This window comes from uncultured Odoribacter sp., from assembly GCF_937966165.1.
In the GTDB taxonomy this organism is placed as follows: Bacteria; Bacteroidota; Bacteroidia; order Bacteroidales; family Marinifilaceae; genus Culturomica.
Genome location: NZ_CALCLB010000016.1, coordinates 247,164 through 271,880 on the forward strand (window position 1 = coordinate 247,164; position 24,717 = coordinate 271,880).

Consider the following 24,717-nt stretch of genomic DNA (forward strand, 5'->3'; position numbering starts at 1 on the left):
TAAAAACGTCAGAATGGAAATTCTGACGTTTTTTTATGTTTAAATGTTCAAGTGCTTAAATGTTTATTTGTTCAGGAGTTTAAACGGGAAGAAATTCAAGTGTTTAAAGGTAAAAATGTAAAAAGGTCCGGGTGTTTGGAGGGAGGGAGGGGGAGATGATACTTTTGACGGATTGCCGGTTACCCTACCGGTCTGCTGATTCATGAATGTAGTTTGGTTAGAGGATTATCCTGAACTTTGGAAGCTGAAAATAAATCTTTTTTCATTTTTGTTCCGCCAGAAAAACTTTCTCTCCTTGTTTTTTTACTTTTCTACTTTTCCACATTTAAACAATTTTGCCTTTTCACTTTTTCATACTTCAACAATTAAACATTTTTACATTTAAACCTAAAAAAGGCATCTGTTTCCAGACGCCTTTTTTAATATTTCAGCCGAAACTGTTTGAAGATTATAATTTCGGACCTGCCTCAACCAATGCTTTCCCAATTTCGTTGCCTTCGAACTTCTTGAAGTTTTTGATAAAACGTTCTGAAAGATCTTTGGCTTTTTCTTCCCATTTGCAAGCACATTCGTAGGTGTCGCGAGGATCCAATATTTTCGGATCAACACCCGGAAGTTCTGTCGGTACGAGGAAGTTAAAATAAGGAATGGTTTTGGTCGGTGCTTTATCAATGGAACCGTTCAATATGGCGTCGATAATACCACGGGTATCTTTGATAGAGATACGTTTACCGCTACCGTTCCAGCCTGTATTTACCAGGTAAGCTTTGGCTCCGGATTTTTCCATTTTCTTTACCAGTTCTTCTGCATATTTGGTTGGATGCAATGACAAGAATGCTGCACCGAAACAAGCAGAGAAGGTAGGAGTCGGTTCTGTAATACCGCGTTCAGTACCTGCCAGTTTAGCTGTAAATCCGGACAGGAAGTAATATTTCGTCTGTTCAGAAGTCAGGATAGATACAGGAGGCAATACCCCGAAAGCATCAGCAGACAGGAAAATTACCTGTTGAGCAGCCGGACCTTTGGAAACCGGTTTTACGATATTTTTGATGTGGTAGATCGGGTAAGAAACACGGGTATTTTCAGTAACGGATTTATCATTGAAATCGATCTTACCGTTTGCATCTACAGTTACATTTTCCAGCAATGCGTCCCGCTTGATTGCGTTGTAAATATCCGGTTCAGCTTCTTTACTCAAATTGATAACTTTAGCATAGCAACCGCCTTCGTAGTTAAATACTCCTTCGTCATCCCAGCCGTGTTCGTCATCACCGATCAGCAGCCGTTTCGGGTCTGTGGACAATGTCGTTTTACCAGTGCCGGATAAACCGAAGAAAATAGCTGTATTCTTGCCTTCCATATCGGTGTTGGCTGAACAGTGCATAGAAGCAATCCCTTTTAACGGATTCAGGTAATTCATAATAGAGAAGATACCTTTCTTCATTTCCCCTCCATACCAGGTATTCAGGATAACCTGTTCTTTTGTCTTCAGGTTGAATACGGTTGCCGTTTCTGAATTCAGACCCAATTCTTTGAAGTTTTCCACTTTTGCTTTGGCTGCGTTGAAGGAAACAAAATCCGGTTCACCATAGTTTTCCAGTTCTTCAGCTGTCGGACGGATAAACATATTGGTTACGAAATGAGCCTGCCAGGCTACTTCCATGATAAAACGTACTTTCAGACGGGTATTTTCATTTGCTCCGCAGAATGTATCAACTACGTATAATTTTTTATTGGAAAGTTGCTTTACAGCCAGATCTTTCAATACAGACCAGGTCGCTTCAGAAGTCGGTTTGTTGTCATTTTTGTATTCTTCGGAAGTCCACCATACAGAGTCTTCACTGGCTTCATTTTTAACAAAGAATTTATCTTTAGGAGAACGTCCGGTGTAAATTCCGGTCATTACATTGACAGCTCCTAATTCTGTTACTTGTCCTTTTTCGTAACCCGTCAACGAAGGATCGGTTTCGGCTTTGAACAATTCATCATAAGAAGGATTGTGGAAGATTTCTTTTACTCCGGTAATCCCATAAATGCTTAAATCTAATTTTGCCATAATTGCAATTTATATTAAATGATTAATTAATACTTTTTTTCCGTAATAACCGTACAAATGTAACAAAGATTTCTCATTTGCTGGAGGCAAATCTAAATTAAAAGGGCTGGTTTAACATTAATTAATATTAACAGTTCGCCGGTTTAACTCTTTTAACGGTACCGTTGGGCGACTAATTGAACATATTTATCTTTATAGTTGTTGGATATCATGCTGTTAAAGAATTCCTTTGAAATTACAGTCCGGGATTTATTTAAAATCAGATGTCTGGCGCATGCCGTAAGAACAGCGATTTGCATAAAAGGATTTGGAGAATTTATCCATTTCGTGGCAATTTCTGACAGATTTTCAAAATCGTATAAGAAAAATGACCCGAAATATTCTGCAATTTCAAAATTGCAACAACTCTGTATTAATTGTGTAATTTTTTCTTTATTTATTTTTTTAGGAAGTAGCAGACAGGCTACTATTTGTTCTTCCCGTCTTTGTGTATTCCATAGCAAACAGGCTATTTGTTCGTTAGGAAAATAGCCGGAAGCCAGTTTTTTCAAAGATACGAAACTGGCCCCGACTTGGTTGCCGGGATTGATACCCAAATGCTTTAAACTATCGATGCTTCCCCAGTTTTGGAGCCGGCGGATTCTTTTTTGTATTTCCCGGAAAGTTTTCAGGGTGTCGGAGGATAATACGGCATATTCCATAAAGACAATATTTCAAAAATGCTGGTATTTGTTTAAAAACTGCTAATTTTTGTTTGCAAAAATAATGATTTTACGTTGTTTTTGTCTATAATTGTACGCTAAGTTGTGAAAAGACAGGGAATAGGATAAAAACTATTCGTCAAATCAGTATGTAGTAGAAAAATAGAGTTTAAATAATTGGATTAAAAGATGCGTACTTGGAAATTAATCGTAAGTTTTGCAATTTGCTGTTCTATCGGAAGTGTACAGGCACAGCAGGCTAATTTTGTACAGGCTGAAAAATTCAGACAAATAGATGCGGAAGTGGGTTCTTTAAAGGTCATACCTCATTTTTTAAAAGACAGTGATAAGTTTTGGTATACCTATAAAACAGGAGAAGGGACAAAATATTATTTTGTGGATCCGGCTAAAAAAGAAAAAAGGTTTTTATTCGAAAATGAGTATCTGGCGGAAGAACTGACGAAAATGACTAGCGAACCTTACAATTACCGACAGTTACCGGTCAAAGACCTTCAATTTAAAGAAGATGAGAAAACCCTTCAGTTTAAAACGGGAGATTTTAATTATGAGTACGACATTTATACGCAGAAGCTGGTCCGGAAAGACTCTGTAAAAAAAGAGAAAGAAAACGAATGGATGTCATTTTCTCCCGACAGTACCTATATTGTCTTTGCCCGGAAGCATAATCTGTATGTGATGAAGAAGGGGGATAAGGATTCGGTGGAGATCCAGTTGACTACCGACGGCCAGCCTTTCTTTTCTTATGCATACGATCAGCGGGATACCAGTAATAAAAGGCAATGGGCGCGTGCCGGTTGGTTTGAAGATTCAAAAAAATTATATGTAATACGTTCGGATGAACGGAAGGTGAAAGATTTATGGGTGATCGATGTATTGGCAGAACGGCCTAAACTGGAAGAATACCGTTATGCTATGGCTGGGGATAAAGAAGTGCCTCAATATGATTTGACTGTGATTGATATTGCTACGAGAAAGCAAATTAAAATCCAGACTGAAAAATGGAAGGACCAGTCTTTGCGGGTTGTACAGGCCGGTAAGGAATCCGACCGCATTTATTTTGAGCGGCGTCGCCGGACCTGTGATGAACTTGATGTTTGTAAAGCCAGTACAGAAACAGGGGAATCTCAGGTATTGATTAATGAAAAATCCAAACCTTATTTTAACGATCAGATGTATCAGCTCTCTTTTTTGAACGAAGGGAAAGATATTATCTGGTGGTCAGAACGTACCGGTTGGGGGCATTTTTATCATTATGATGCTGAAGGGAATTTGAAAAATCCCATTACTTCAGGAAGATGGGTAGCCGGGAAGGTGGTCGGTATCGACACCCTGGGGCGTACTCTTTATTTTGAGGGATATGGACGGGAAAAGGATAGAAATCCTTATTATTCTTTTATATACAAGGCTGATATAGATGCTAACGGGGTAACTTTACTTACGGCTGAAGATGCTAACCATAAAACAGCTATGCCCAAATCCTGCCGTTATATTGTAGACAATTATTCCCGGGTAGATTTGGAGCCCCGTTCTGTTTTAAGGGATAATAAAGGAAAAGTGATAGTGGAGTTGGCTCGTCCGGATTTAAAAAGGTTGTATGAAATGGGTTGGAAAATGCCGGAACGTTTTACGGTAAAGGCAAAGGATGGAGTGACGGATTTATACGGGGTCCTGTGGAAACCGGCGGATTTTGATTCGACCCGTCGCTATCCTGTTATTTCTTATGTTTATCCCGGACCTCAGACAGAAGCCCAGATTTTGGATTTCAGTCCTTCAGGGGTATATAATAATGCCCTCGCCCAGGTAGGATTTATTGTTGTCAATTTCGGGCACAGGGGGGGAAGTCCGCAAAGGGATAAGTGGTATCATACGTATGGATACGATAATCTCAGGGATTATGCGTTGGCAGATGATAAATATGGTATAGAACAACTGGCCGACCGTTATCCTTTTATTGATATAAAGAAAGTCGGCATTTTCGGTCATTCCGGAGGAGGTTTTATGTCGACGGCAGCCCTTTGTACTTATCCTGATTTTTATACGGCGGCTGTTTCTTCCGCGGGAAATCATGATAATAACATTTATAATAAATGGTGGGGAGAAACCCATCATGGGGTAAAGGAAATAAAAAAGACGGTGAAAGATAGTGTGGCAGGAGAAAAGGAAGAAATCGGTTTCCGGACAAAAGTACCTACTAACCAGGAATTGGCGAAGAATTTTAAGGGGTATCTTTTATTGGTTACCGGGGATTTTGATAATAATGTGCATCCCGGGAATACATTCCGTATGGCGGATGCGTTGATCCGGGCCGGAAAGAATTTTGATCTGGTGGTATTGCCCGGACAAAGACACGGATTCCGCGGTGTACAACGGGATTTTTATCAAAGAAAGATGTGGTTTCATTTTGCGAAATATTTATTGGGAGATAGCCGGGCGGATGCTTATTACCAGATTGATGGTTTTAACCGGAGAAATTGACCCTGTAATAGAGGATTGTTTCCTGACCGGTCCCTTTTTCCGGTGGATGGCATTCTGTTGGACGGGAAGCTGTTTGTCAATTTGCTGATATGCGAAAAAGGAGCTGATTATAAACTAAACGGAGATTCCGCTTTCCTCTGTCAGCTAAGGGGTAATCAGCTTCCGGAAGAAGCGTTTGTCTATTCCTTCCAAGAGAAAGGCCGGTTTTACTTTTTTCCCAGCAGGTAGCCACCCCAGGTAGCGGTTAAACCGAGGAATATGCTGAGGAGAATATTGAAAGAAAAAAGCAGGTAAGCCTTAGCTGTGAGTAATTCCAGATTATCCAGTGAGAACGTGGAAAAAGTGGTAAAGCTGCCGCAAAATCCTACAGCAAATAAGAGCCGGTGATGAGTTGTAAACTGAGAGGAAGAGGGGAGAAGTCCGCTTAGGAAGCCGATGATAAAACAGCCGATAAGGTTAACCGTGAAAGTTCCGAAGGGAAACATTCCCGGGAAAAGCTGTTTGACCCAACCGGACAACAGGTAGCGGGCAATTCCCCCGAACATGGAACCTAGTCCGACGAGCAGGATATTGATCAGCATAGTTGATGATTTTAAACACAGGTAAATTTAATTAAAAATTATATTATCTTTTCTTTCTCTTTTCATTTCTATGGGTTTTTGCAACAAAAGCTGTCCGGATTCGTTTATAGTCATAATCAAAAGTGTTTAATTATTAAATAAATTATTATGGCAGCAAATATTGGATTGGAACCGAAGGCTGTAAAAGCCAGTAAGACGGTTTTAAATAATTTGTTGGCAGACCATTTTGTGCTGTTGACAAAAACCTGGAATTACCATTGGAATGTGAAGGGAGTAAGTTTTCATTCTTATCACATTTTTATGGAAGAACTGTATAACGGATTAATTGAAGATATTGACGATATAGCTGAACGGATCCGTTCGTTGGATGAACGTCCGATCGGATCTTTACAAGGTTACCTGGAGCACAATCGGATTAAAGAACATTGCGATTCAGAGCCTTTGCCCGAAGCAAAAGAAATGTTAGCTATTTTGAGTCAGGACAATGATACCTTGATCCGGGAAATCCGTAAGGATATTGAGCAGTTGGAAAAGGAGGAGGAAACAGATGATGCCGGAACGACTAATTTCCTGGAAGATATGATTGAGAAAAAAGAGAAGACGGCTTGGATGATCCGGGCCTATTTAGAAAAATAAAGGTGTAGAAAGATTATCCTTTTTGTAAAATGAAGAAGGGCCGGGTGTTTGTTTTCCGATAAGGCAATTGATAGGAATGGTATTTCAGACGGACAGGCAGCTGCTAAATGGGACCCCCGTTTTGATTTGCGGAGGTCATTCAGAGGTTTACATTCATTGCCCCGAAAATTCTGCAGAAATTCTGTAAGGAAATACCCGGATTGTTGTCCGAAAACACATATTTCGGCTCCTCTCGTTTTATTAATTTTTTTGGACACAGGATTTACTCCTCTTTTCTTTTTTCGAGTAAAACGATGTTTTCTACGTGGTGGGTGTGAGGGAACATGTCAACAGGTTGTACGGCTTTTACTTCATAATAAGGAGCCATTATTTGTATATCCCGGGCTTGTGTTGCAGAATTGCAGCTGACGTATACAATCCGTACGGGGTCTGCCTGGAGGATAGTACGGATTACGTCCGGGTGCATACCGGCCCGGGGAGGATCGGTAATTACGACATCCGGCCGGCCGTGACGGGCAATAAATTCTGCATTCAGGACATCTTTCATGTCTCCCGCATAAAACGTTGTATTGGAAATCTGATTAAGGGCAGAATTGATTTTTGCGTCTTCAATGGCTTCCGGGATATATTCAATACCGATAACCCGGGCAGCCTGTTGTGCGACAAAATTGGCAATCGTCCCCGTCCCCGTATATAAATCATATACAACTTCTTTTCCTGTCAGTCCTGACAGTTCGCGAGTACGTTTATAGAGCTGATAAGCTTGTGCAGAGTTGGTTTGATAAAAAGATTTCGGTCCGATTTTAAACTTTAACCCTTCCATTTCTTCAAAAATGTGATCTTTCCCGCTATAACAGATAATTTCCTGGTCGGTTAAAGTATCATTGGCTTTTCCGTTGATAACGTACATCAGGGAGGTGATCTGGGGAAATTCCCGGATTAAGGCATTTAATAAATTCTCCCTTTTTTCCCGTTCTTCGTAAAAGAAAGCTAAAATGACCATGATTTCTCCAGTGGAAGCTGTACGGATGATTAAATTCCGCAGTAATCCGTTTTGGTTACGTAAGTCGAAAAATGAAAGGCCGTTTTCCAATGCATATTGCCGGATAAAATTCCGGATTTCATTGGAAGGGTATCCCTGTAAATGACAATTTTCTATGTCTACGACTTTATCAAATAGGCCGGGGACATGGAATCCTATCGCAGGAGTACGCTCAATCGAAATATCTTCTCCGATTTCTTCCCGGGTCAGAAAACGTTTGTTACTGAAAGTAAATTCCAGTTTGTTGCGGTATTCCCGGGTTTTTTCAGAACCGATAATGGGATAAATGTTTTGTAATTGTACTTTCCCGATCCGTTGTAAATTATCAATTATTTCCTGTTGTTTAAATTCGGTTTGTTTTTCATAGGGTAAATTCTGCCATTTACATCCTCCGCAGACTCCAAAATGTGAACAGAATGGCGGGGTTCTCCATTCCGATAACTTATGGGTTTTTACGATAAAACCTTCGAGGAAGCTTTTGCGTTTCCGGGTTACTTGTACGTCTACAATATCGCCTGGGACAGTATTGGGGACAAATAAGACTTTTTCATCTATATAAGCAATGGATTTGCCTTCTGCTGCAATTTTCCGGATTTCTACGTTTTCCAGTAATGGTTTTTTCCCTCTTCCCATGAAACAATGATAAAATTTTAATATTGTGGTATTCAGAACGTTTCAGCTAATAAAATTCTCTGTAATTCAGCGACGCCCTCAGAAGCTCCTTTTTCAATTAAATGAAATTTATAATTCCTTGCTTGTTGCGGTATTTTAGGGTCGATTACGAAAATAGGAATATTTTCCGGAGCATAATTCAAAAGGCTGGCTGCTGGATAGACAGCAAGAGAAGTCCCGATAATAACAAATACATCTGCTTGTTTTACAAGTTGTATGGCAGGTTCGATATGGGGGACGGCTTCTCCGAAAAATACTACGTGCGGGCGTAAAAGAGAACCGTCTTCACCCCGACTGCCCGGTTTTAATTCCCAGCCTTCCAGGTCGTATATCAGATCCGGGTTTTTGCTGCTTCTTACTTTTTTTAGTTCCCCATGCAAATGCAATACTTTACTGCTACCGGCTCTTTCGTGTAAATCGTCAATATTCTGAGTAATAATTCGGATATCGAAGTATTTTTCCAGTTCTGCCAATCCCGTATGTCCTTTATTGGGCTGTGCGGCATAGAGCTGTTTTCTTCTTTCGTTGTAGAATTGATTTACCAATTCCGGATTTCTTTCCAATGCTTCCGGGGTACAGACATCTTCGATTCGGTAGTTTTCCCATAAACCATCGCTGTCCCGGAAAGTCTTAATACCACTTTCTGCACTCATGCCGGCTCCGGTTAAAATAATCAGTTTCATCATAATTCTTACCTTTAGACCCTACAAAATTAGTAAAAATAAAGGATATTCCTAGGAGGATAGTGAAATTGAAAGGGTGACATAACTTCTCTCTTCTTTTTACGTAAAATGTTGGGAAAAAGAATTTTATGAGGAAAATTGTCCATATCGGAGCCAGTGGATTTGCCGGGTCAGCTCTGTTGAAAGAAGCATGGGAAAGAGGATATAGACGAAGGATAGGGACGGAGGGCCATTATCCGGTATTCCGGGAAAATACAAAAGGCATACCGTTTGGAAAGGATCCGGGATAACGTAAACCAAAAAAAGAGGTCAAACGATTGATGGCAGGTACGGAAGCTGTTATCCGCGCTTATAATTCGTGCTGGAAAGAGACGAATGTTTATGAAGATATTTTAAAAGGATAACCGGAATAAGAATTGCTTGTGATTTAATTTAATCTCTGAAGAATAGGTTATCTTTGCCGTTTCAGATAAAGGAATACTGCTGGAAAGCATTAAGAAAAAATTAACCGAATTTTAATAAAAGAAAACTCCTGAAGAACTAAACCTTTGGAGATAAAAAGAGTCATAGGAATGGTTCTGTTGAAATGTAGGAGAATCTCCCGAAAGGGAAGATAATAAGTAAAAGAGTAAAATGAGAAATTTAGTTTTAGTTGTTTTGTTTTTATCCTTAGCGATGCCTGGTTTTGCTGTATCGGGGCAATTGGAAACGGTTAAAGGAAAAGTAATCGATGCCAGGACAAGAGAAGCGATGCAGTTTGTAAATGTGAGTGTCAGAAAAGACGGGTCTACAGTGCCTTTAACAGGAGCTGTGACAGATAATCAGGGCGTTTTTCAATTGGGTAAATTAGAAGCGGGCGACTATGTACTTAGTATCTCTTTTATCGGTTACCGGACGTTTGAGAAGAACTTTACCATTGCTTCTCCCGATCAGAATGTCAATTTCCGGATTATTCCTTTGGAGGAAGATTCTCAGATGCTGGGAGAAGTAAAAGTGACGGGTCAACGCTCGCAGATGAAGTTTGAGATCGATAAAAAAGTTTTTAATGTAGATGAGAATATTTCTTCTACCGGAGGGACGGCAAGCGATGTACTGAGTAATATCCCTTCTGTAGATGTTGACAATGACGGAGAAGTTTCTCTGAGGGGAAGTTCCAGTGTGACGGTATGGATTAATGGAAAAGCTTCCGGTTTGTCTGCCGACAACCGGGCTCAGATCTTGGAGCAGATGCCGGCGGAAAGTATTGAACGCATTGAAGTAATTACGAACCCTTCTGCAAAATACAGCCCGGAAGGAACTTCCGGTATCATCAATATCGTTTTAAAAGAAAACCGGAAAGCCGGTTATTACGGAAGTGTACAAGCAGGGGTGGACACCCGGGGGGGATGGAATACGAGCGGAAATATAAATTACAATAGCGGCAAAGTGGATGCTTATTTTAATCTGGGATACCGGAAGAGAATATCAGATGGAGGCGGTATTTCAAATCGGACAAACCTGGACGAAACAGGTAATCCGGTGTCTTATTTGAATCAGACGTCGGATAATGACGGACATGGGGGACCGGTATTTCTGAGGGCAGGGGGCACTTACCACCTCACCTCCCGGGATCATTTAAATCTGGCCGCTTTCGGGATATTTGGGAACCGGAAACAGAAAGGACTGATCGATTACGAAAGTAATATACCGGGTTCATTTATAACCAGTCTGAGGGCTTCGGATTCTGAAAACAAAATGCGGGGGGGAAACCTGGAGTTAGGATATAAACATGATTTCAGTAAAACGAGTAATCTGGATATAACAGCTTCCTGGAATCCCTGGAATATGGACGGGAATAGTATTTATTCCCAGACTTCCCTTTATGAAAATGACCGGGAAGTTCGTTCCTATCAACGTCAGGAAAGCGATGTACGGTCGACTAGCTGGGAATTGCAGGCTGATTATGTGAATGCTTTTAGTGAAAGCAATAAACTGGAAGCGGGTTATAAAGCCACATTTTCTCATCAGAACAGTCCTGTAGAAACGTATTCCGGAGAGACAGCAGAAGAGGCTGGTCCGGATAAAGCACTATTCAACCGTTTTTATTATGATCAGGATATTCAGGCAGCTTATGTCAATTATGCGGGCCGGATCAATAAGTTCGGATTTCAGGCGGGTATACGGGGAGAATATTCTCATACCAATACCAAATCGCTTGGGTATGAACAGAAAAAAGAAGATGTTCCGGCTTATAAAGATGATTATTTCAGTCTTTTCCCAAGTGTGTTTTTGTCCTATGAGTTGCCGGCCGGGCATGAATTGCAGGTCAATTATACACGTAGGATTTCCCGTCCTTGGGGACATCAGCTGAATCCTTTTGTTAATATTACCGATTCAACGAATATTTCTTTTGGAAATCCCCGTCTGGATCCGGAATTTTCCAATGCTTTTGAAATTAATTATATCAAAAACTGGGATAACCATACGTTATCGGTATCTGCTTATTACCGCAATACGAATGATGTAATACAGCGAATTCGTTATCTGGAAGGGGAAGTAATGAAATCCACTTTTGAGAACGTCTCCAAGTCTCAATCCGCCGGAGCAGAGTTTGTGGCTAAAAATAATTTCTCACGGATACTGGACCTGACGACTACAATAAATCTTTATTACAATAAATTGGATGGCTTTTCCTACCTTCCCCTGGGAGCTGATAAACCGGTTACCGGAGAAACCAATGAAGATTTTTCCTGGAATGCAAAGATGATTGCCAATTTTTCACTTCCGGCTTCTTTTTCCTTACAATTGACGGGAAGTTATGATTCTAAACAGTTGATTGCTCAGGGATACCGGAAAGCGAATTACCGTTTGGATGCCGGAATCCGGAAAGCTTTCTTAGACCGGAAGTTGAGTTTGAGCATCAGTGGGCGGGATATCCTGGATTCCCGGAAATGGAAGACGGAAACTTCCGGAGACGGTTTCAGGCAGTATGCAGAAAATTGGCGTACCGGACGCACTGTTAATTTTACGCTGACATATAGCTTCGGAAATATGAAACTTTCCCGGAATCGGAATCAGCAACGAACACGGGAAGATAGCAATATGATGAATCAGATGGAGGATAGTTTTTAATCGCCTCTGGCGGACGGACCTCGTTTTAGGTGATTCTGAATTTGTCTCTGACACTTTTCAACAGAGAGTTTCAGGTAAATAGTAAGCAGGCCGGAAGTGCATGACTTTGAAATAAGGGTATAAAATATTGTGTTTTGTTCTCTGTTTTTGGAGGATTTTAGCGGAAGAACCTTTGTTAAAACAATTAAATAAAGGAGAAAGTAAGGTAAAGGTGTGAAAATAATCCTTCTCTTTGCCTAAGAGAGAAAATTTCGCGTATTTATTTGAATAACACATTTTTATATGGATTGGGAAAGTTGTTCGTAACGATTTGGTGACAACTTAGCTGCAGGGGACTCTGTGTTTTGTAAATCATCAAATAGCCTATGTGAATGTAATATTGGGGACTTAAAATCAAAAATACATTATTGATATTTAATTTTCTGTTTCAACGCATTTTTGCTGTAATTTTAGATTCTTTTTCTCTGTTTCCTCCTTTAATCAATAGTAAATTACAAAATTAGAAGCTGATAATTTACCCTTAGTGTATAAATATACCATCTGAATTTGACGAATAAAAGAATATATTCCCGACAATCTGGCCTGCTTACAGCAGTATCAACTTTTTGCTGAGTAATTCGACGATCTTCGATCGCAGTATAGTAGGGTTAATCGGTTTGGCAGTGTATCCGTCGAATCCTTTGCTGAGAATCCGCTGTTCGTCCGAGGCATAGGCATAGGCTGTAACCGCGAGGATAGGAACGTCGGCCGAAATCTTGCGGATTTCCTCCGTTGCTTCATATCCGTCCATAACAGGCATATTTACATCCATCAACACGATATGCGGATTATGGGTCTTAAATAATTCCACGGCTTCCTCTCCGTTCCACGCGTGAAGGATATGGTAATCCTTTCTGAGGATCGTTTCGAAGAGTTTGAAGTTGCTGACGTTGTCTTCAGCGATAAGAATCGTTACTTGGTCTTTTGTTACCGCTTGAAGCGTATATTCCTTAATCTGTTTTTTATCGAGTTTGACTGGCTCATTGCAGACCGTGAACCAGAAAGTTGATCCTTTGCTCGGCTCGGATTCCACGCCAATTTCGCCTCCCATTCGGTTTACGATGGTTTTGCAAATTGATAAACCGAGTCCTGTTCCCTGTGCGAAATTGTCCAATTTGACAAAACGCATGAAAATATCGGCCTGTTTGTCCGGTGCGATACCGCATCCTGTATCCGTTACGTAAAAACGAAGCAGACCGTTTTTCTCCGACGTATAGCCGACCGTGATACTCCCTTTCTTGGTAAATTTAATTGAATTGGTTATCAGATTGATCAGTACCTGATTCAGTCGGTTATGGTCTGTGAGAATGGAACATTCGGGCAGCCGGTCCTTGAAGGTGATTGAGAGCCCCTTGGATTCGGCCCGTAGTTGCAACGATCTGACGGTTTCCTCAATCAATGCGTTTACATCAACGGGGGTCTTTGTAAATTCCAGCGTGCCGGCTTCAATTTTCGACAGGTCGAGTATGTCTCCGATAAGCTGAAGCAGCAATTCGTTATTATTCTCGATGATTTTAACATATTCTTCCCGTTCTTCCGTATGATCTGCCGAATTGAGCAGTCCTGAAAATCCGACGATAGCATTCAGAGGTGTGCGTATTTCATGGCTCATGTTGGCGAGGAACGCAGATTTAAGACGGTTCGATTCTTCGGCCTTGTCGCGCGCATCGATCAGCTCCTGTTCCATCCTTTTCCGTTGGGTGATCACCAGAGAAGAACCGACCAAAGTAAGCGGCTTACCGTCGGCATCACGCTTTTCTACTGTAGCTTTCGCTTCAACCCAATCGAGCTTGTATCCGGTCTCATCGTGTGTTACGACCCGGTATTCCTCGCACACTTTGTCCATACGGCCTTCGATCAGATCACTATAAGCCCGTTCTACCCGCTTGCGGTCTTCCTTATGAATTTTGGAAAAATACTGTGTGTCCGGAACCGATAATTTTTCTGCATCCACTTGATGGCCCGCATCGCTCAGTTCAATCGGGCGGTTTACGTCGCAAAGAATCTTGTGCTCGCGTAAATTCCAGTTCCAGGGTACAATATTGGCAACATCGAGTGCCATTGCCAGTTTGTGATTTATATTGTCGAGTTTCTGCTGGGCGTTATGCAATTCCGTCACATCGACATAATATACATCTACATACCCTTCTTGTGTAGCAGGGGTTATCACGATGTTCTGAAAGAAGTCCTGTTTGGAAAAATATTGGGTATAGGTGACAGCTCTCTTTTCTGAGTCCGCCATATCTGCCAAACGCAGTGCAAGGTGCAGATCCGCGCCGAAAATATCGTTTGCCCGGTAATCATCCGGTTTTACCTCACCAACGAAATTCGCAGTAAAGCGGTTATTTGTCAGGTGGATTTCCATATCGGCAATCTCTCCGGAAGCATCGCGTAGCAGTTTTGCCTTCATGTAACTGACGGGCATATTGTCAAAGAGGTTCGCTAATTCACGGCTTATTGCCATTTGCTGTTGCTGTGCTTCATTGAGGATTTTCAGCGTCCGGATGCGTTGGTACAGGAATATAAAAATTATCAGTACTGTTACCAGAATAGCTATAATTAAGCCTTTATACTGTTGGTAGAAAGACTGTGGCCTGTCAACGAAGAGACTGCCCGGAGGGCATTTATCCACAGAGATTCCCTTTAGCAACAGCGAAGGGTAATTGAAGGTAGGAATGGCTTCCGAGGGTATGAAAAAAGGAATTTCCCGGGGGGAAGTATTTGCTAGGACTGATAAAACAGTCTGTTTTAAATGGTTTTCGAAAATGCTGTTGTCGTAAAAACAACCTCCGACCATACCACTGTTATCCATAACGGCATTTTTCAGGGCGAAGACCGGTACATCAAGGTTGGCGATTACACGAAATGAATTTGCATTGAGTACGGGAATTCCGGCTATATCCGATTTTTGGAACCACGAGGAAAAAAGTACTCCGGTCGAAGTAGTATCGGTCTTTCTCAGTAAAGTCATCAATTCCTCCAAAGATATATCTGCAGCTGACAGGAAACGGTATGTAAGTTCCGGATATTCCTGCTTTATCATGCGCCTTGTGTCGTAATCCAATTGTTGGTTTACATAACGTCCGTCTCCGATAAGCAACACCTCTTTCAATCCGGGAATCATTCGTTTTAGCAGTTCCACATTTTCCCGTGGAAACATTTTTGTCTGCAAGACTGTCATGTTGTAACTGTCTGCGAGTGCGGTGAGTGGCACGCGTTCTTCCTCAGGTATCGCATGCCGGTTGATATAATACGAATCGGGGCCGAAAAAATCCTCTTCCGCACAGAGAATTAACGGTATATCACCCCAATGGGCGCGGATCTTGTCTCTCAGCGGTAAGACAGCGTTTCCGAGCAATAGCACGCTTTTCGGAGCCCTCTCTGCATATTTACCGAAAAGCGAGTCTGTCACCATATTGAATTCTGCGGTATCGTTTATAAACAGCATATTGAGATGTTCTACGAAAACGGCTACATCGCGCTTGACAGAGACCCATCTCTGGATGGGTTCTATCAGGGCATTGCTCCATGGGGCATCCGCAATATAAGTATTGATGACCAACAGATAATCGTTTTGGAGATTAAACGTCTGATCGTCCTGGGCTTGAATCGTCCTGACGAACATAATACTCACAATCAGAAATAAAATCCGCAGACGCAGGGCGGAGTTTCGTAATATGAATCTCATTAATTAATGTTTTGAATACAGCAGCATTACAAAAATATAAATAATTCCATAATCCAGTTTGCTTTTATCTGAAATTTAATCTTTTGAATCTTCAACGGCAATATTAATTTATTTTAATTGTTAAGAATGATATTTACAGTGATATTAATGCGCATTATATCAAGACGGGCTTGGAAGATGACTGCTTTTGTCAGAGTAAAACTTTTAAATACGCTTGTAACGTAAGGAGAGTAAAATTTATTGAAAAACGGCTTTACCGTCTCTCCTTGCAGCAGACTTACGTATCTTGTATTATCTTTTCATTGGATAAGAAACTTTCGTGTATCTGTCTGAATGACAGTGTGAAGTTGAGAGAAAGAAAGTTGCCGGTAACGATTGGGCAACTGTGTAACTGCGTTGAGCTGCTGCGCTTTGCATCTCGTCGAACAACTCTATGCAAGTGTAGTAATTTTCTTGGAAATAGCAAAATCGACAATTGAGTTTATGCAAAATGCGGACAGAATTTTCTATCCGCATTATTTAATCAGCGTCGCCGCTCCTGCTCTTTTTCATCGTCGCGTTGCATCCGCAGGTTCAGGCCCTCGCGCATTTTTTCGAGGAAATGGGTGGTTGTCGCCCTTGCGTCGCTCGATGTCCTCTCCACCAATTCGATAACTACTCCCGTCTAACGTTGTTTGCTCGTAAAGAGCTTCGACGGACAAGAAGCGCCGTAATGTCCCACTCCGCGTCGATATATCCTATGACGATATGCAAAAACCGAATTGGGGGCGCAACTTTCCGGCATTTCCTCTTTCGGGATATATTCGCATAAGACATGCAGGCAGATACGTACATAACGCGGAATGCGGAAAACGGCTTTGCGGTCGTTCTCTTCATTGCAGAAGGAGCAGAGCGTGTTGTCGAAACCGCTCCAGCCCGTCTAACAGTCTTGCACGGGGACAGGCAATATTCCAACGCATGAATCCTTCACCTTCCACTCCGTACATCGATCCTGCATTCAGGTGTAGCGCGGCTTCTTCAATCAACACTTTCTCCAATTCTTCCGAAGTTCTTTTCAGTTTACGACAGTCCATCCATACCAGATAAGTACCTTCCAACCTCGTAATCAGAAAATCCGGCAAATATTCCCGGCAGAAATCCCGCATACGGATATAATTTTCATACAGGTATTCCAGCAGTTGCCTTAACCATTCCTCTCCCTCGTTATATGCTGCTATCGTGGCTATGACACCAAAAGGATTCACATCGCACACCTCGTTAATGTTGATAGCCTTATCTATCTTTCTACGCATTTCTTCGTCTGCACAGACCATGTTGGCAATCTGCAAACCTGCAATATTGAAGGCTTTACTCGGTGAAATGCAAGTTACAGAATGTTGTAAAAACCCGTCCGACAATGATGCGAAAGGCGTATAGATATATCCGGGAAATACCAACTCGCCATGTATTTCATCCGACACGACCGTTACACCATGCCGTAAGCAAATATCTCCGACACGCATCAGCTCTTCTCTCGTCCATACACGTCCCGCAGGATTGTGAGGATTACAGAGCAGCATCACTTTAGCCTTTTCATCAGCCGCCTTTTGTTCCAAATCGTCGTAATCTATTCTGTATGTATCGCCCGTTTTCAACAGAGGGCTGCTTACGATTTCACATCCGTTATTGCGGATGGACGAAAAGAAACAGTTATACACAGGGGTTTGTACCAACACTTTGTCGCCCGGTGTGGTTAATGCTTTAATGATTGCCGATACGGCTGGTACTACCCCAGAGGTATAAATAATCCATTCACGGTCAATTGTCCAATTGTGACGACGTGCGAACCAGTCCGTAACAGCTTCGTAGTAACTGTCGGGTACACGGGTATAGCCGAAGATACCATGCTCCACCCGGCGGCGCAGGGTATCGACGATTGCGGGGGCTGTATGGAAATCCATATCAGCCACCCACATCGGCAATACTTCCTCGTTCTTTGCGCTGTCCCATTTATAAGAATCGGTCCCTCGCCGTGAAATTAGTTTATCAAAGTTGTATTTCATGCCTTTTCGCTTTAATCACTGAAACAGGTACACTCATCCCTGAGACGAATTTCGCAATCGGCAGGAGCCTTGATGTTCTCGTCAATCGTCACCGAACCGAACTCGTCCGCTACAATACGTCCCGACATCGGATTCTTGATATTCGTAATCGTCCCACGTATATCGGCTTGCAACGTACTGTATTCGAATGCCCGGTCGCATTTGGGATCGAAGGTACAGTTTTCCAGCACAAGGTCGTGTGCATAGCAGAGGGGCTGCTCGCCGGTGATGTGACAGTTCACCAGACGCAGGTTATGAGAGTGCCAGCCGAGGTACTCGCCGTTGAGCTCGGAATCGTAGATGGTGACATTCTCCACCTCCCAGAAAGCATCCTTTGTCGTAATCCTGGCGTTATGAATCTCCACATTCTTTACATACTGGAATACATACTTGCTGTCGCTTTCCAGCCCATCCACATAGATGTCGTTGCTGAACATGAAAGGATAGGTACCTCCGTGTAATTTGAGATTCTTGATGCGGATACCGTTGCAACGCCAGAATACCTCATCGGCATCGTTCATCGTTACGTTCTCGATGTCGATTTCGCTCATCTCACGGAACATTTTCGGTGCATCAATTATCGTGTCGGTCATCTTCAGGTGGTCGCAATACCACAAAGCCGAGCGACCTCCGACATCGAAATAACAACGGTCTATTTTGAAGCCATGTACATGCCAGAAAGGATAATTACCCTCAAAGCGACACTCGGACGCTTCTATGTTGCTACACTCTTTGATAGCCGATTCACCGGTCCGGATAATCACATTCTCCAAACGGAGATCGTGGGACCCGAACAAAGGACGTTCACCTCCAAATTCTTTGTTTTTAATCTGTTGCATATTATTTATCAAATAAATTATTATAAATTCAATCCCATTTGGTACACATTATCAAGATGTTCAGGCGCAATGTTGCGTGCCGTCTTCTCACATCCTGTACAACCTCCGGCAAGGTAAGTTCCTGCCTCTTGTCCTCCCAATACACCACTGATGATATGGAAATAGCCCAAAGCCTGATTAAAGGTGGCCTCACCGTCATCCCCGGCTGTCATCAGCAGTACCGTGTTTTTGACCGGATATTTGTCTTCTACCGATATGGCATACAAGCGTTCGATAAAGGCTTTCAGACGTGAGGTTATTGTCCAGAAATAGAGGGGCGAAGCCATGACCACCGTATCGCACGCCGCAAACAGTGGATAAATCTGCTGCATACCGTCCTGCACGACACAACGGTGGCCGTTCCTTTGACAGGCCCCGCATCCACGGCATCCTTCCAGCCTTATGCTACCCAAATAGGCTTTTGTCACGGTATGATTTTTTTCTACTAACCCTTTGATATAAGCATCCATCAGCCGGTCCGTATTTCCGTGTCTTGTTCCGGCACTCATCAGTACGAGTACGTTCCTTCCTGCTCCCTGATGTACTGTTTCAATGGCAGGAGGCAAAAAATCATCTTTCATTTCTTGTTCTTTTTTGTATCTGAATGCGGCAGCCCCTCCAAGCATTAATCCTCCGATTGTCAGCAAACTGTTCTTTATGAAATTTCTTCTTTCCATCTGCAGACATTATTATTGTGGAGAGAAAGTAACTTTCACATTGCCACGGCCAAGTGTAGCGGCCAATCCATCGGGATCGGCTATTTCCCCTAAACGGGTATAGCTGTAACCCGATGAAAAGGTTTCATAGAAAAGAACAACCGTATTCGTTCCCCACAAAAGCAGGTCACCTGCGTGAATAGTGCCCGGACGAAATGGATTGGCCGGCAGGTTACCGCTTAGGTTGTAATACTTCTCGTTTCCGTTCATTTCAGTCATGGTGACTGTCACGGGAAGCAAAGCTGCAAAAGCCCTTGCCGTCGAGTTGTCTTCCAGTGTAGCCGTATAGTGGGTATCACCTATGCTGATTCTGATTTCGCTATTCATAGAAACATCATTTCGATTGCTTTGATGGGTTTGCGCCGGACTTTCCGTCAGACCGAAGAGAGAGAGGAAAGCAGCGGTTAAAACGATTATCTGTCTCATAACGGATGTAATTTTAATGATTACTATTTCTTATTTTGTTCATATTGCAAAGTTACAAGAGATTGTAAAGCGGCTCAGTAGACGAATTACAGGTTGTATAACCCCAATTACAGAAGTCATCTCATACTTTTTTCATCCATCGTTCCCACTTCAGACGGACAAGGAAGATCACACCCCGGAAACACAATTCGACACACATGGCAATCCATACCCCTTTCAACCCCAATGCCGGAGCGAGCAACGCGGCCAATGACAGACGGACTGCCCAGATGCTGAAAAAATTCATCAGACACGGCATAAGGGTATCAGCCGCCCCGATAAAGACACCGTATGCGACAATCGAGGCTGCAAACATCGGCTCGGCAAACGCCTCGATACGCAGGGCCATCACGCTCAATTGCCGGATTTCCTCAACGGGAGTCATCAAACCGATAATCTGGGGTGCGAATAAATACATGACTACACCCATTAACCCCATGATACCCATGCCCATGAATACCGTAATGCGGGCGAAACTACGAGTCAATCTCCAACGTCCGGCACCGAAACTTTGTCCGACCAATGTCGTGGCGGCATCGGCAATCCCGTAACCGGGCATATAGCAAAGGCTTTCAGCCGTAATAGCAAACGAATTGGCTGCGATGGCGAAGACTCCCAGCGGAGCCACAATAACCGTCGTCATAATTTGCGCGCCACAAATAACGATATGCTCCATACCCATCGGGAAGCCGATACGAAAAGCCTTTTTCAAAGTCGTTGTTTGCGGCCGGAAACAGCCTGGTTCTCCGGTCAGCTTCAATTCATCGGAACGATTCCAAAGATACCACAGCAATATTCCGGCAATTACCGCTTCGGCGGCGACCGTACCCAATGCCGCGCCGCCCACGCCCAGTCCTGCGCCCGGCACAGTAAAGGAGACGCCCGCTACATTCCATTCGCGTGAAGGAAAAATCAGAAAGAAATTGAATGCGACATCCAGTATGCACATCGCCACGCCCGCCACACTCGGCACGTGCATATTGCCGCTGCACCGCAACATGCCGCCTGCAAGGAAATTCATCTGCAAGGCAGGCAGAAAGAGTGAGAAGATACAAAAATAAAGCGTCGCTTCATGACGAATGGAAATATCACCTCCCAGCCAATCGGGTAGCGCACCGCTGATTGCCGCACCGAGTGCTGCCAACAACAAGCTGAAAACAAGTGTGGCCGTCAGCGACTGCCGCAACACCGCACGTGCGCCCCGCATATCGCCTGCGCCGATTTTATGCGCTACCTGTACGGAGAATCCCGTAGCGGCAGCCACGCACAGCCCCCAGAAAAGCCAGGTCGTCGTTGAAACCAACCCGATGGAAGCGGACGCTTCGGCACCAAGACTTCCCACCATCGCCGCATCGATATATTGCATGACAATGGAGGATAATTGCGCGATGACAGCCGGAATACTGAGTTGCACTGTCAGACGTAACTGTTGTTTCAGTGTCATTGGCTTACCCTCACGGATCAGCGCCAGCAGACCTTCTGTTTTCCCTGCCTGCACCATCATTCGTTCCGTTCTTTGACGAGTCTGAATACTTTCCCGTAAGTCAGCATCCGCCATATCCATTCCAATGGCCCGAATTGGCAATGATGCAGCCACATACCGCTGAACAATGCTTCCACAATCCATACTCCGGCAGCAATCAGAACAACATAAGCCAGTCCCACACCGGCTCCGAAACCGAACCCTATTCCGTAGAAGAGCAACATACCGAATACGGATTGCTTGATATAATTGGTAAGTGCCATACGCCCCGGTATTGAGAAAAAACGAAAAACCTTCCACTGCGGACAATGGAGAAAGCAAAGACAGATGCCGGCCACGTATGCGAAACCCAGCGGGAACACGCTGACAAAATAGAGTACGGCGTGTGTGCCCGATCCCCACGGACGGCTATTCATCGCGCTCCACGCATAGAGAAATGACAACGGCAGCCCGATGATGAATCCGTAACGTACTATACGCTTTAGTTGTGGCTTACGGCTTTCCAAATCAGTATAAAAGCGATTGCGCCCGATATAAAAACCCAAAAGGAACAATCCCATGACCTTGAAGTAACGGTTTCCGTCGATAAACTCCTGCACACGTACCAACGCACCTTGAATCAGAAACTCGAATGTTCCGCCGTAATGTTCCGCATCACGCAACCAAAAAGCGAAATTCTCGTCCGTAATACCATATTTAGCACAATAGAACTGTTGAAGTTCCACGACCGGTGCTGACGGGTAAATGCCAAAGAACTCCACGATAAAGTCCACTGCCACGGGAATTGCCAACAAAGCGAAAGTCCATCTCAACAACGCCCGGTTCGATGCGTTGCGGAATAGTGGCAGTAGCATACCCAGCAATGCGTATAACATCAGTATATCACCACTCCAGAGAAACATCAGGTGCAGAAAACCGATCAACAGCAAAACAAACATCCGCCGGTAGAAAATACGGAATCCATCGGCACCTTTTCTCATTGCATTGGCGATGATAATTGAGAAGCCAATGCCGAACAGCAGCGAGAATATCGTGTAAAATTTGCCGTCGATGAAGATGTATTGCAAGTAATGTACGATGCAGTCGATTCCGGCTGTAGACATTGCATCCGCCGCTTTGGCCGGAAGAAAGGAATACAAAGAAAACTCCGGAAAGTTGGCCAGTGCAATACCCAATAAAGCCAATCCGCGCAGGATGTCGAGTATGGCATACCGTTCGGTCGGCTTTACGGGAATAGCCGTATTTTCAGCAATGAGATCCTTCCTTTTCATAATATCCTATATACTTCGTCCCATCCCGTATGCTTCTTGCAAAACTGGCTTTCCTTTTATTTCTCCCGGATGCCAGACGCCTCCGCAAAACAGTGTGCCTTTTATTGTCGGGTACTCCAGACAATCGAGAAACCCTTTGAAATTGGCTACGATACGTTCCATTATCGCCGGATTTTCCTCTGCTGCGGTGGCAATGAAATAAAATTCCTTGTTTTTCATTTTCGTATAAGGACCGCAACAACGGTCGATCAGAGTTTTCATCTGCGCACTCATCGCATAAAAATAAACGGGAGTAGCCATTACGATTACATCGGCTTTCAGCATCTTGCCGATAATTTCAGCAGCATCGTCTTTTTGCGGACAGGGCTTGTGGTATTGACTGCATGCACTGCATCCCAAACAAGGATGTATTGTCTTATCCCGGAGAAATACTTTCTCCGCCTCGTTATTACTCTCCGCTGCTCCACGCATGAATTCATCGCAAAGCCTGTCGGAATTTCCTCCGCGACGCGGACTGGATGATAAAATCAAAACTTTCTTTGCCACATTCTTTTATTTTTGTTTTTCATTGGCAAAGTTCGGGCAAAGGAACTATTTCCCTTGTAGACAAATTACAGATGTTCTTACCTGTTATGACCTCAATTACAGAAACAAACGTATTTCTTTATACATCAAGGCATACGGTGGCAGAAAATCTCTTCTATACATAACCATCTTATTTTAGATTTTCATTGGTCTAACTTAAGCGATTGAGGAATAAACTTTTAGCGGAATATTTGAGAAATAGAGGTAACGATTTAGTAACCGGTTTAGTAACAGTCTGAATTTTAGTGGATTACTATGCTATGCTGTCAAATAACTCTTTATGCTTATAAAGAGTGAATAATTATCTGAAAGAACAATGCTTGTTATCGTAAAATCTGCATCCATCTTTGTAAATAGTCCATTAAAAAGGATATAATCTCGCAAATTATAGTGACCTTTATGGTTGAAACTCAATGCATCGATTACAATGGCAAAAATTACCGTTCAAAATACAGATATCAGCGTTGTCAAGTACAATGAAGAAGACTACATCAGCCTTACAGACATGGCACGAAGCCAACTGCAGGAGCATATCATCTTCCGTTGGCTTAGCCTTAAAAGCACTATTGAATATCTTGGCGAATGGGAAATGCTGTATAACCCTGATTTTAATTGTACCGAATTCGGTACAATTAAAAATGCGGCAGGAAGCAACAATTTCGTGCTTTCGGTGAAAACGTGGATAGAACGAACCAATGCAATCGGCATCCGTTCTAAGGCTGGTCGCTACGGTGGCACCTATGCACATCGGGATATAGCATATCATTTTGGTATGTGGATTTCTCCTAAATTCCAATTACTTCTGGTTAAGGAATACCAGCGGCTAAAGACTGAAGAACAAAGGTTGCTCGGTTGGTCAGCAAAACGTGAATTGTCGAAAATCAATTACCGCATACACACTGATGCCATAAAGCAAAACCTTATTCCGGCAGAAGTCACACCGGCACAATCAAGTATTATTTATGCCAATGAAGCTGACGTGCTGAACGTGGCGATGTTTGGTATGACAGCAAAACAATGGAGAGAAGCCAATCCCGAACTGAAAGGTAATATTCGGGATTATGCTACTATCAACGAACTTATCTGCTTGTCGAATATGGAGAACCTGAATGCCGTGTTCATCGAACAGAATATGACACAAAGAGAGCGTCTTGTTAAGCTAAACCAAATAGCCATTCATCAAATGAGTATATTGGAAAGTGGTGATAATAGCAGTCGTAAGTTACTAAAATGAGCATAAAGTATTATGGGACAAAGCAAGGAGTACGGGTACACGGACAGAAATGAAAGCAGATTACTTTCGGAAATGTTATTGGGGGAATTATGGCAATTGTTCCCTATTGTCCTGACTAGGCACAACGCTTCCTGGACAGATTGGTACAACGAAGAGGCGGAACTGCTCTATGGAAACAATATGAACACAATCGGGATACGTACATCTCTCGTAAAGGTGATTTCATAAAGTATTATACAGAAAGAGGGAAAAGGCTATTTGCTGGTAAATACCGTAATACGTGTGAAAAAAATTAATAA

19 protein-coding genes are annotated in these 24,717 nt (G+C 42.9%); 6 read left to right on the forward strand and 13 right to left on the reverse strand.

Translation table 11 applies throughout. The features are described 5' to 3' along the window. Positions 1-448: 448 nt before the first annotated feature. Both pckA and Q0465_RS07725 read right to left on the reverse strand, forming a co-directional pair. Positions 449-2,056: a phosphoenolpyruvate carboxykinase (ATP) gene (gene pckA, locus Q0465_RS07720; protein ID WP_298614720.1), complete on the reverse strand. Its 1,608-nt coding sequence runs from the start codon at positions 2,054-2,056 to the stop codon at positions 449-451. A gap of 152 nt (positions 2,057-2,208) precedes the next feature. Continuing rightward, positions 2,209-2,757: a DNA alkylation repair protein gene (locus tag Q0465_RS07725; RefSeq protein WP_298614722.1), complete on the reverse strand. Its 549-nt coding sequence runs from the start codon at positions 2,755-2,757 to the stop codon at positions 2,209-2,211. A gap of 189 nt (positions 2,758-2,946) precedes the next feature. Here Q0465_RS07725 and Q0465_RS07730 point away from each other — a divergent pair, with 189 nt between their 5' ends. Further along, a complete protein-coding gene (locus Q0465_RS07730) occupies positions 2,947-5,253 on the forward strand; it encodes a DPP IV N-terminal domain-containing protein (RefSeq protein ID WP_298614725.1) in 2,307 nt (768 codons plus the stop codon). Positions 5,254-5,459: 206 nt separating this feature from the next. Here the strand turns inward: Q0465_RS07730 and crcB are convergent, their stop codons facing one another. Then, the gene (crcB, locus tag Q0465_RS07735; RefSeq protein WP_298614727.1) at positions 5,460-5,834 is read right to left on the reverse strand and encodes a fluoride efflux transporter CrcB; all 375 of its coding nucleotides are present in this window, start codon (positions 5,832-5,834) and stop codon (positions 5,460-5,462) included. Between the two features lie 147 nt (positions 5,835-5,981). Here crcB and Q0465_RS07740 point away from each other — a divergent pair, with 147 nt between their 5' ends. Further along, positions 5,982-6,470: a Dps family protein gene (locus Q0465_RS07740; protein ID WP_298614729.1), complete on the forward strand. Its 489-nt coding sequence runs from the start codon at positions 5,982-5,984 to the stop codon at positions 6,468-6,470. Positions 6,471-6,732: 262 nt separating this feature from the next. Here Q0465_RS07740 and rlmD read toward each other — a convergent pair whose 3' ends face one another. Both rlmD and Q0465_RS07750 read right to left on the reverse strand, forming a co-directional pair. After that, the gene (rlmD, locus tag Q0465_RS07745) at positions 6,733-8,145 is read right to left on the reverse strand and encodes a 23S rRNA (uracil(1939)-C(5))-methyltransferase RlmD (protein ID WP_298614731.1); all 1,413 of its coding nucleotides are present in this window, start codon (positions 8,143-8,145) and stop codon (positions 6,733-6,735) included. Positions 8,146-8,177: 32 nt separating this feature from the next. Further along, positions 8,178-8,870, reverse strand: coding sequence for an NAD-dependent deacylase (locus tag Q0465_RS07750; protein WP_298614733.1), 693 nt, complete (start codon positions 8,868-8,870; stop codon positions 8,178-8,180). A gap of 125 nt (positions 8,871-8,995) precedes the next feature. Here Q0465_RS07750 and Q0465_RS07755 point away from each other — a divergent pair, with 125 nt between their 5' ends. Beyond that, positions 8,996-9,157, forward strand: a complete 162-nt coding sequence (locus Q0465_RS07755) for a hypothetical protein (RefSeq protein ID WP_298614735.1) — start codon at positions 8,996-8,998, stop codon at positions 9,155-9,157. A gap of 343 nt (positions 9,158-9,500) precedes the next feature. After that, positions 9,501-11,978, forward strand: coding sequence for a TonB-dependent receptor (locus Q0465_RS07760; RefSeq protein WP_298614737.1), 2,478 nt, complete (start codon positions 9,501-9,503; stop codon positions 11,976-11,978). Between the two features lie 586 nt (positions 11,979-12,564). Here Q0465_RS07760 and Q0465_RS07765 read toward each other — a convergent pair. From Q0465_RS07765 to Q0465_RS07800, 8 genes are all read right to left on the reverse strand, one after another. Beyond that, a complete protein-coding gene (locus Q0465_RS07765; RefSeq protein WP_298614739.1) occupies positions 12,565-15,705 on the reverse strand; it encodes an ATP-binding protein in 3,141 nt (1,046 codons plus the stop codon). 872 nt (positions 15,706-16,577) lie between these two features. After that, on the reverse strand, positions 16,578-17,747 hold the full coding sequence (locus Q0465_RS07770) for a MalY/PatB family protein (protein ID WP_298614741.1): 1,170 nt from the start codon (positions 17,745-17,747) through the stop codon (positions 16,578-16,580). Positions 17,748-17,758: 11 nt separating this feature from the next. Further along, entirely contained in the window at positions 17,759-18,625 is an 867-nt protein-coding gene (locus tag Q0465_RS07775) for a DUF3737 family protein (RefSeq protein ID WP_298614744.1), read from the reverse strand. 20 nt (positions 18,626-18,645) lie between these two features. Further along, entirely contained in the window at positions 18,646-19,341 is a 696-nt protein-coding gene (locus Q0465_RS07780) for a flavodoxin family protein (protein ID WP_298614745.1), read from the reverse strand. Between the two features lie 12 nt (positions 19,342-19,353). Beyond that, positions 19,354-19,806, reverse strand: coding sequence for a cyclophilin-like fold protein (locus tag Q0465_RS07785; RefSeq protein ID WP_298614748.1), 453 nt, complete (start codon positions 19,804-19,806; stop codon positions 19,354-19,356). Positions 19,807-19,927: 121 nt separating this feature from the next. Next, a complete protein-coding gene (locus tag Q0465_RS07790; protein WP_298614751.1) occupies positions 19,928-21,349 on the reverse strand; it encodes an MATE family efflux transporter in 1,422 nt (473 codons plus the stop codon). Then, positions 21,346-22,599 carry a DUF418 domain-containing protein gene (locus Q0465_RS07795; RefSeq protein WP_298614753.1) on the reverse strand — a complete coding sequence of 418 codons (1,254 nt, stop codon included), beginning with the start codon at positions 22,597-22,599 and terminating at the stop codon, positions 21,346-21,348. The genes Q0465_RS07790 and Q0465_RS07795 overlap by 4 nt, the downstream gene beginning before the upstream one ends. 6 nt (positions 22,600-22,605) lie before the next feature. Beyond that, positions 22,606-23,145 (reverse strand): flavodoxin family protein, encoded by a 540-nt coding sequence (locus tag Q0465_RS07800; protein ID WP_298614755.1) that lies wholly within the window; start codon positions 23,143-23,145, stop codon positions 22,606-22,608. Positions 23,146-23,611: 466 nt separating this feature from the next. Between Q0465_RS07800 and Q0465_RS07805 the strand changes: the two genes are divergently transcribed. Both Q0465_RS07805 and Q0465_RS07810 read left to right on the forward strand, forming a co-directional pair. Continuing rightward, complete coding sequence (locus tag Q0465_RS07805; RefSeq protein ID WP_298614756.1) at positions 23,612-24,418, forward strand: KilA-N domain-containing protein; 807 nt, start codon at positions 23,612-23,614, stop codon at positions 24,416-24,418. 12 nt (positions 24,419-24,430) lie between these two features. Continuing rightward, the gene (locus Q0465_RS07810) at positions 24,431-24,646 is read left to right on the forward strand and encodes a hypothetical protein (RefSeq protein WP_298614758.1); all 216 of its coding nucleotides are present in this window, start codon (positions 24,431-24,433) and stop codon (positions 24,644-24,646) included. Positions 24,647-24,717 lie beyond the last annotated feature (71 nt).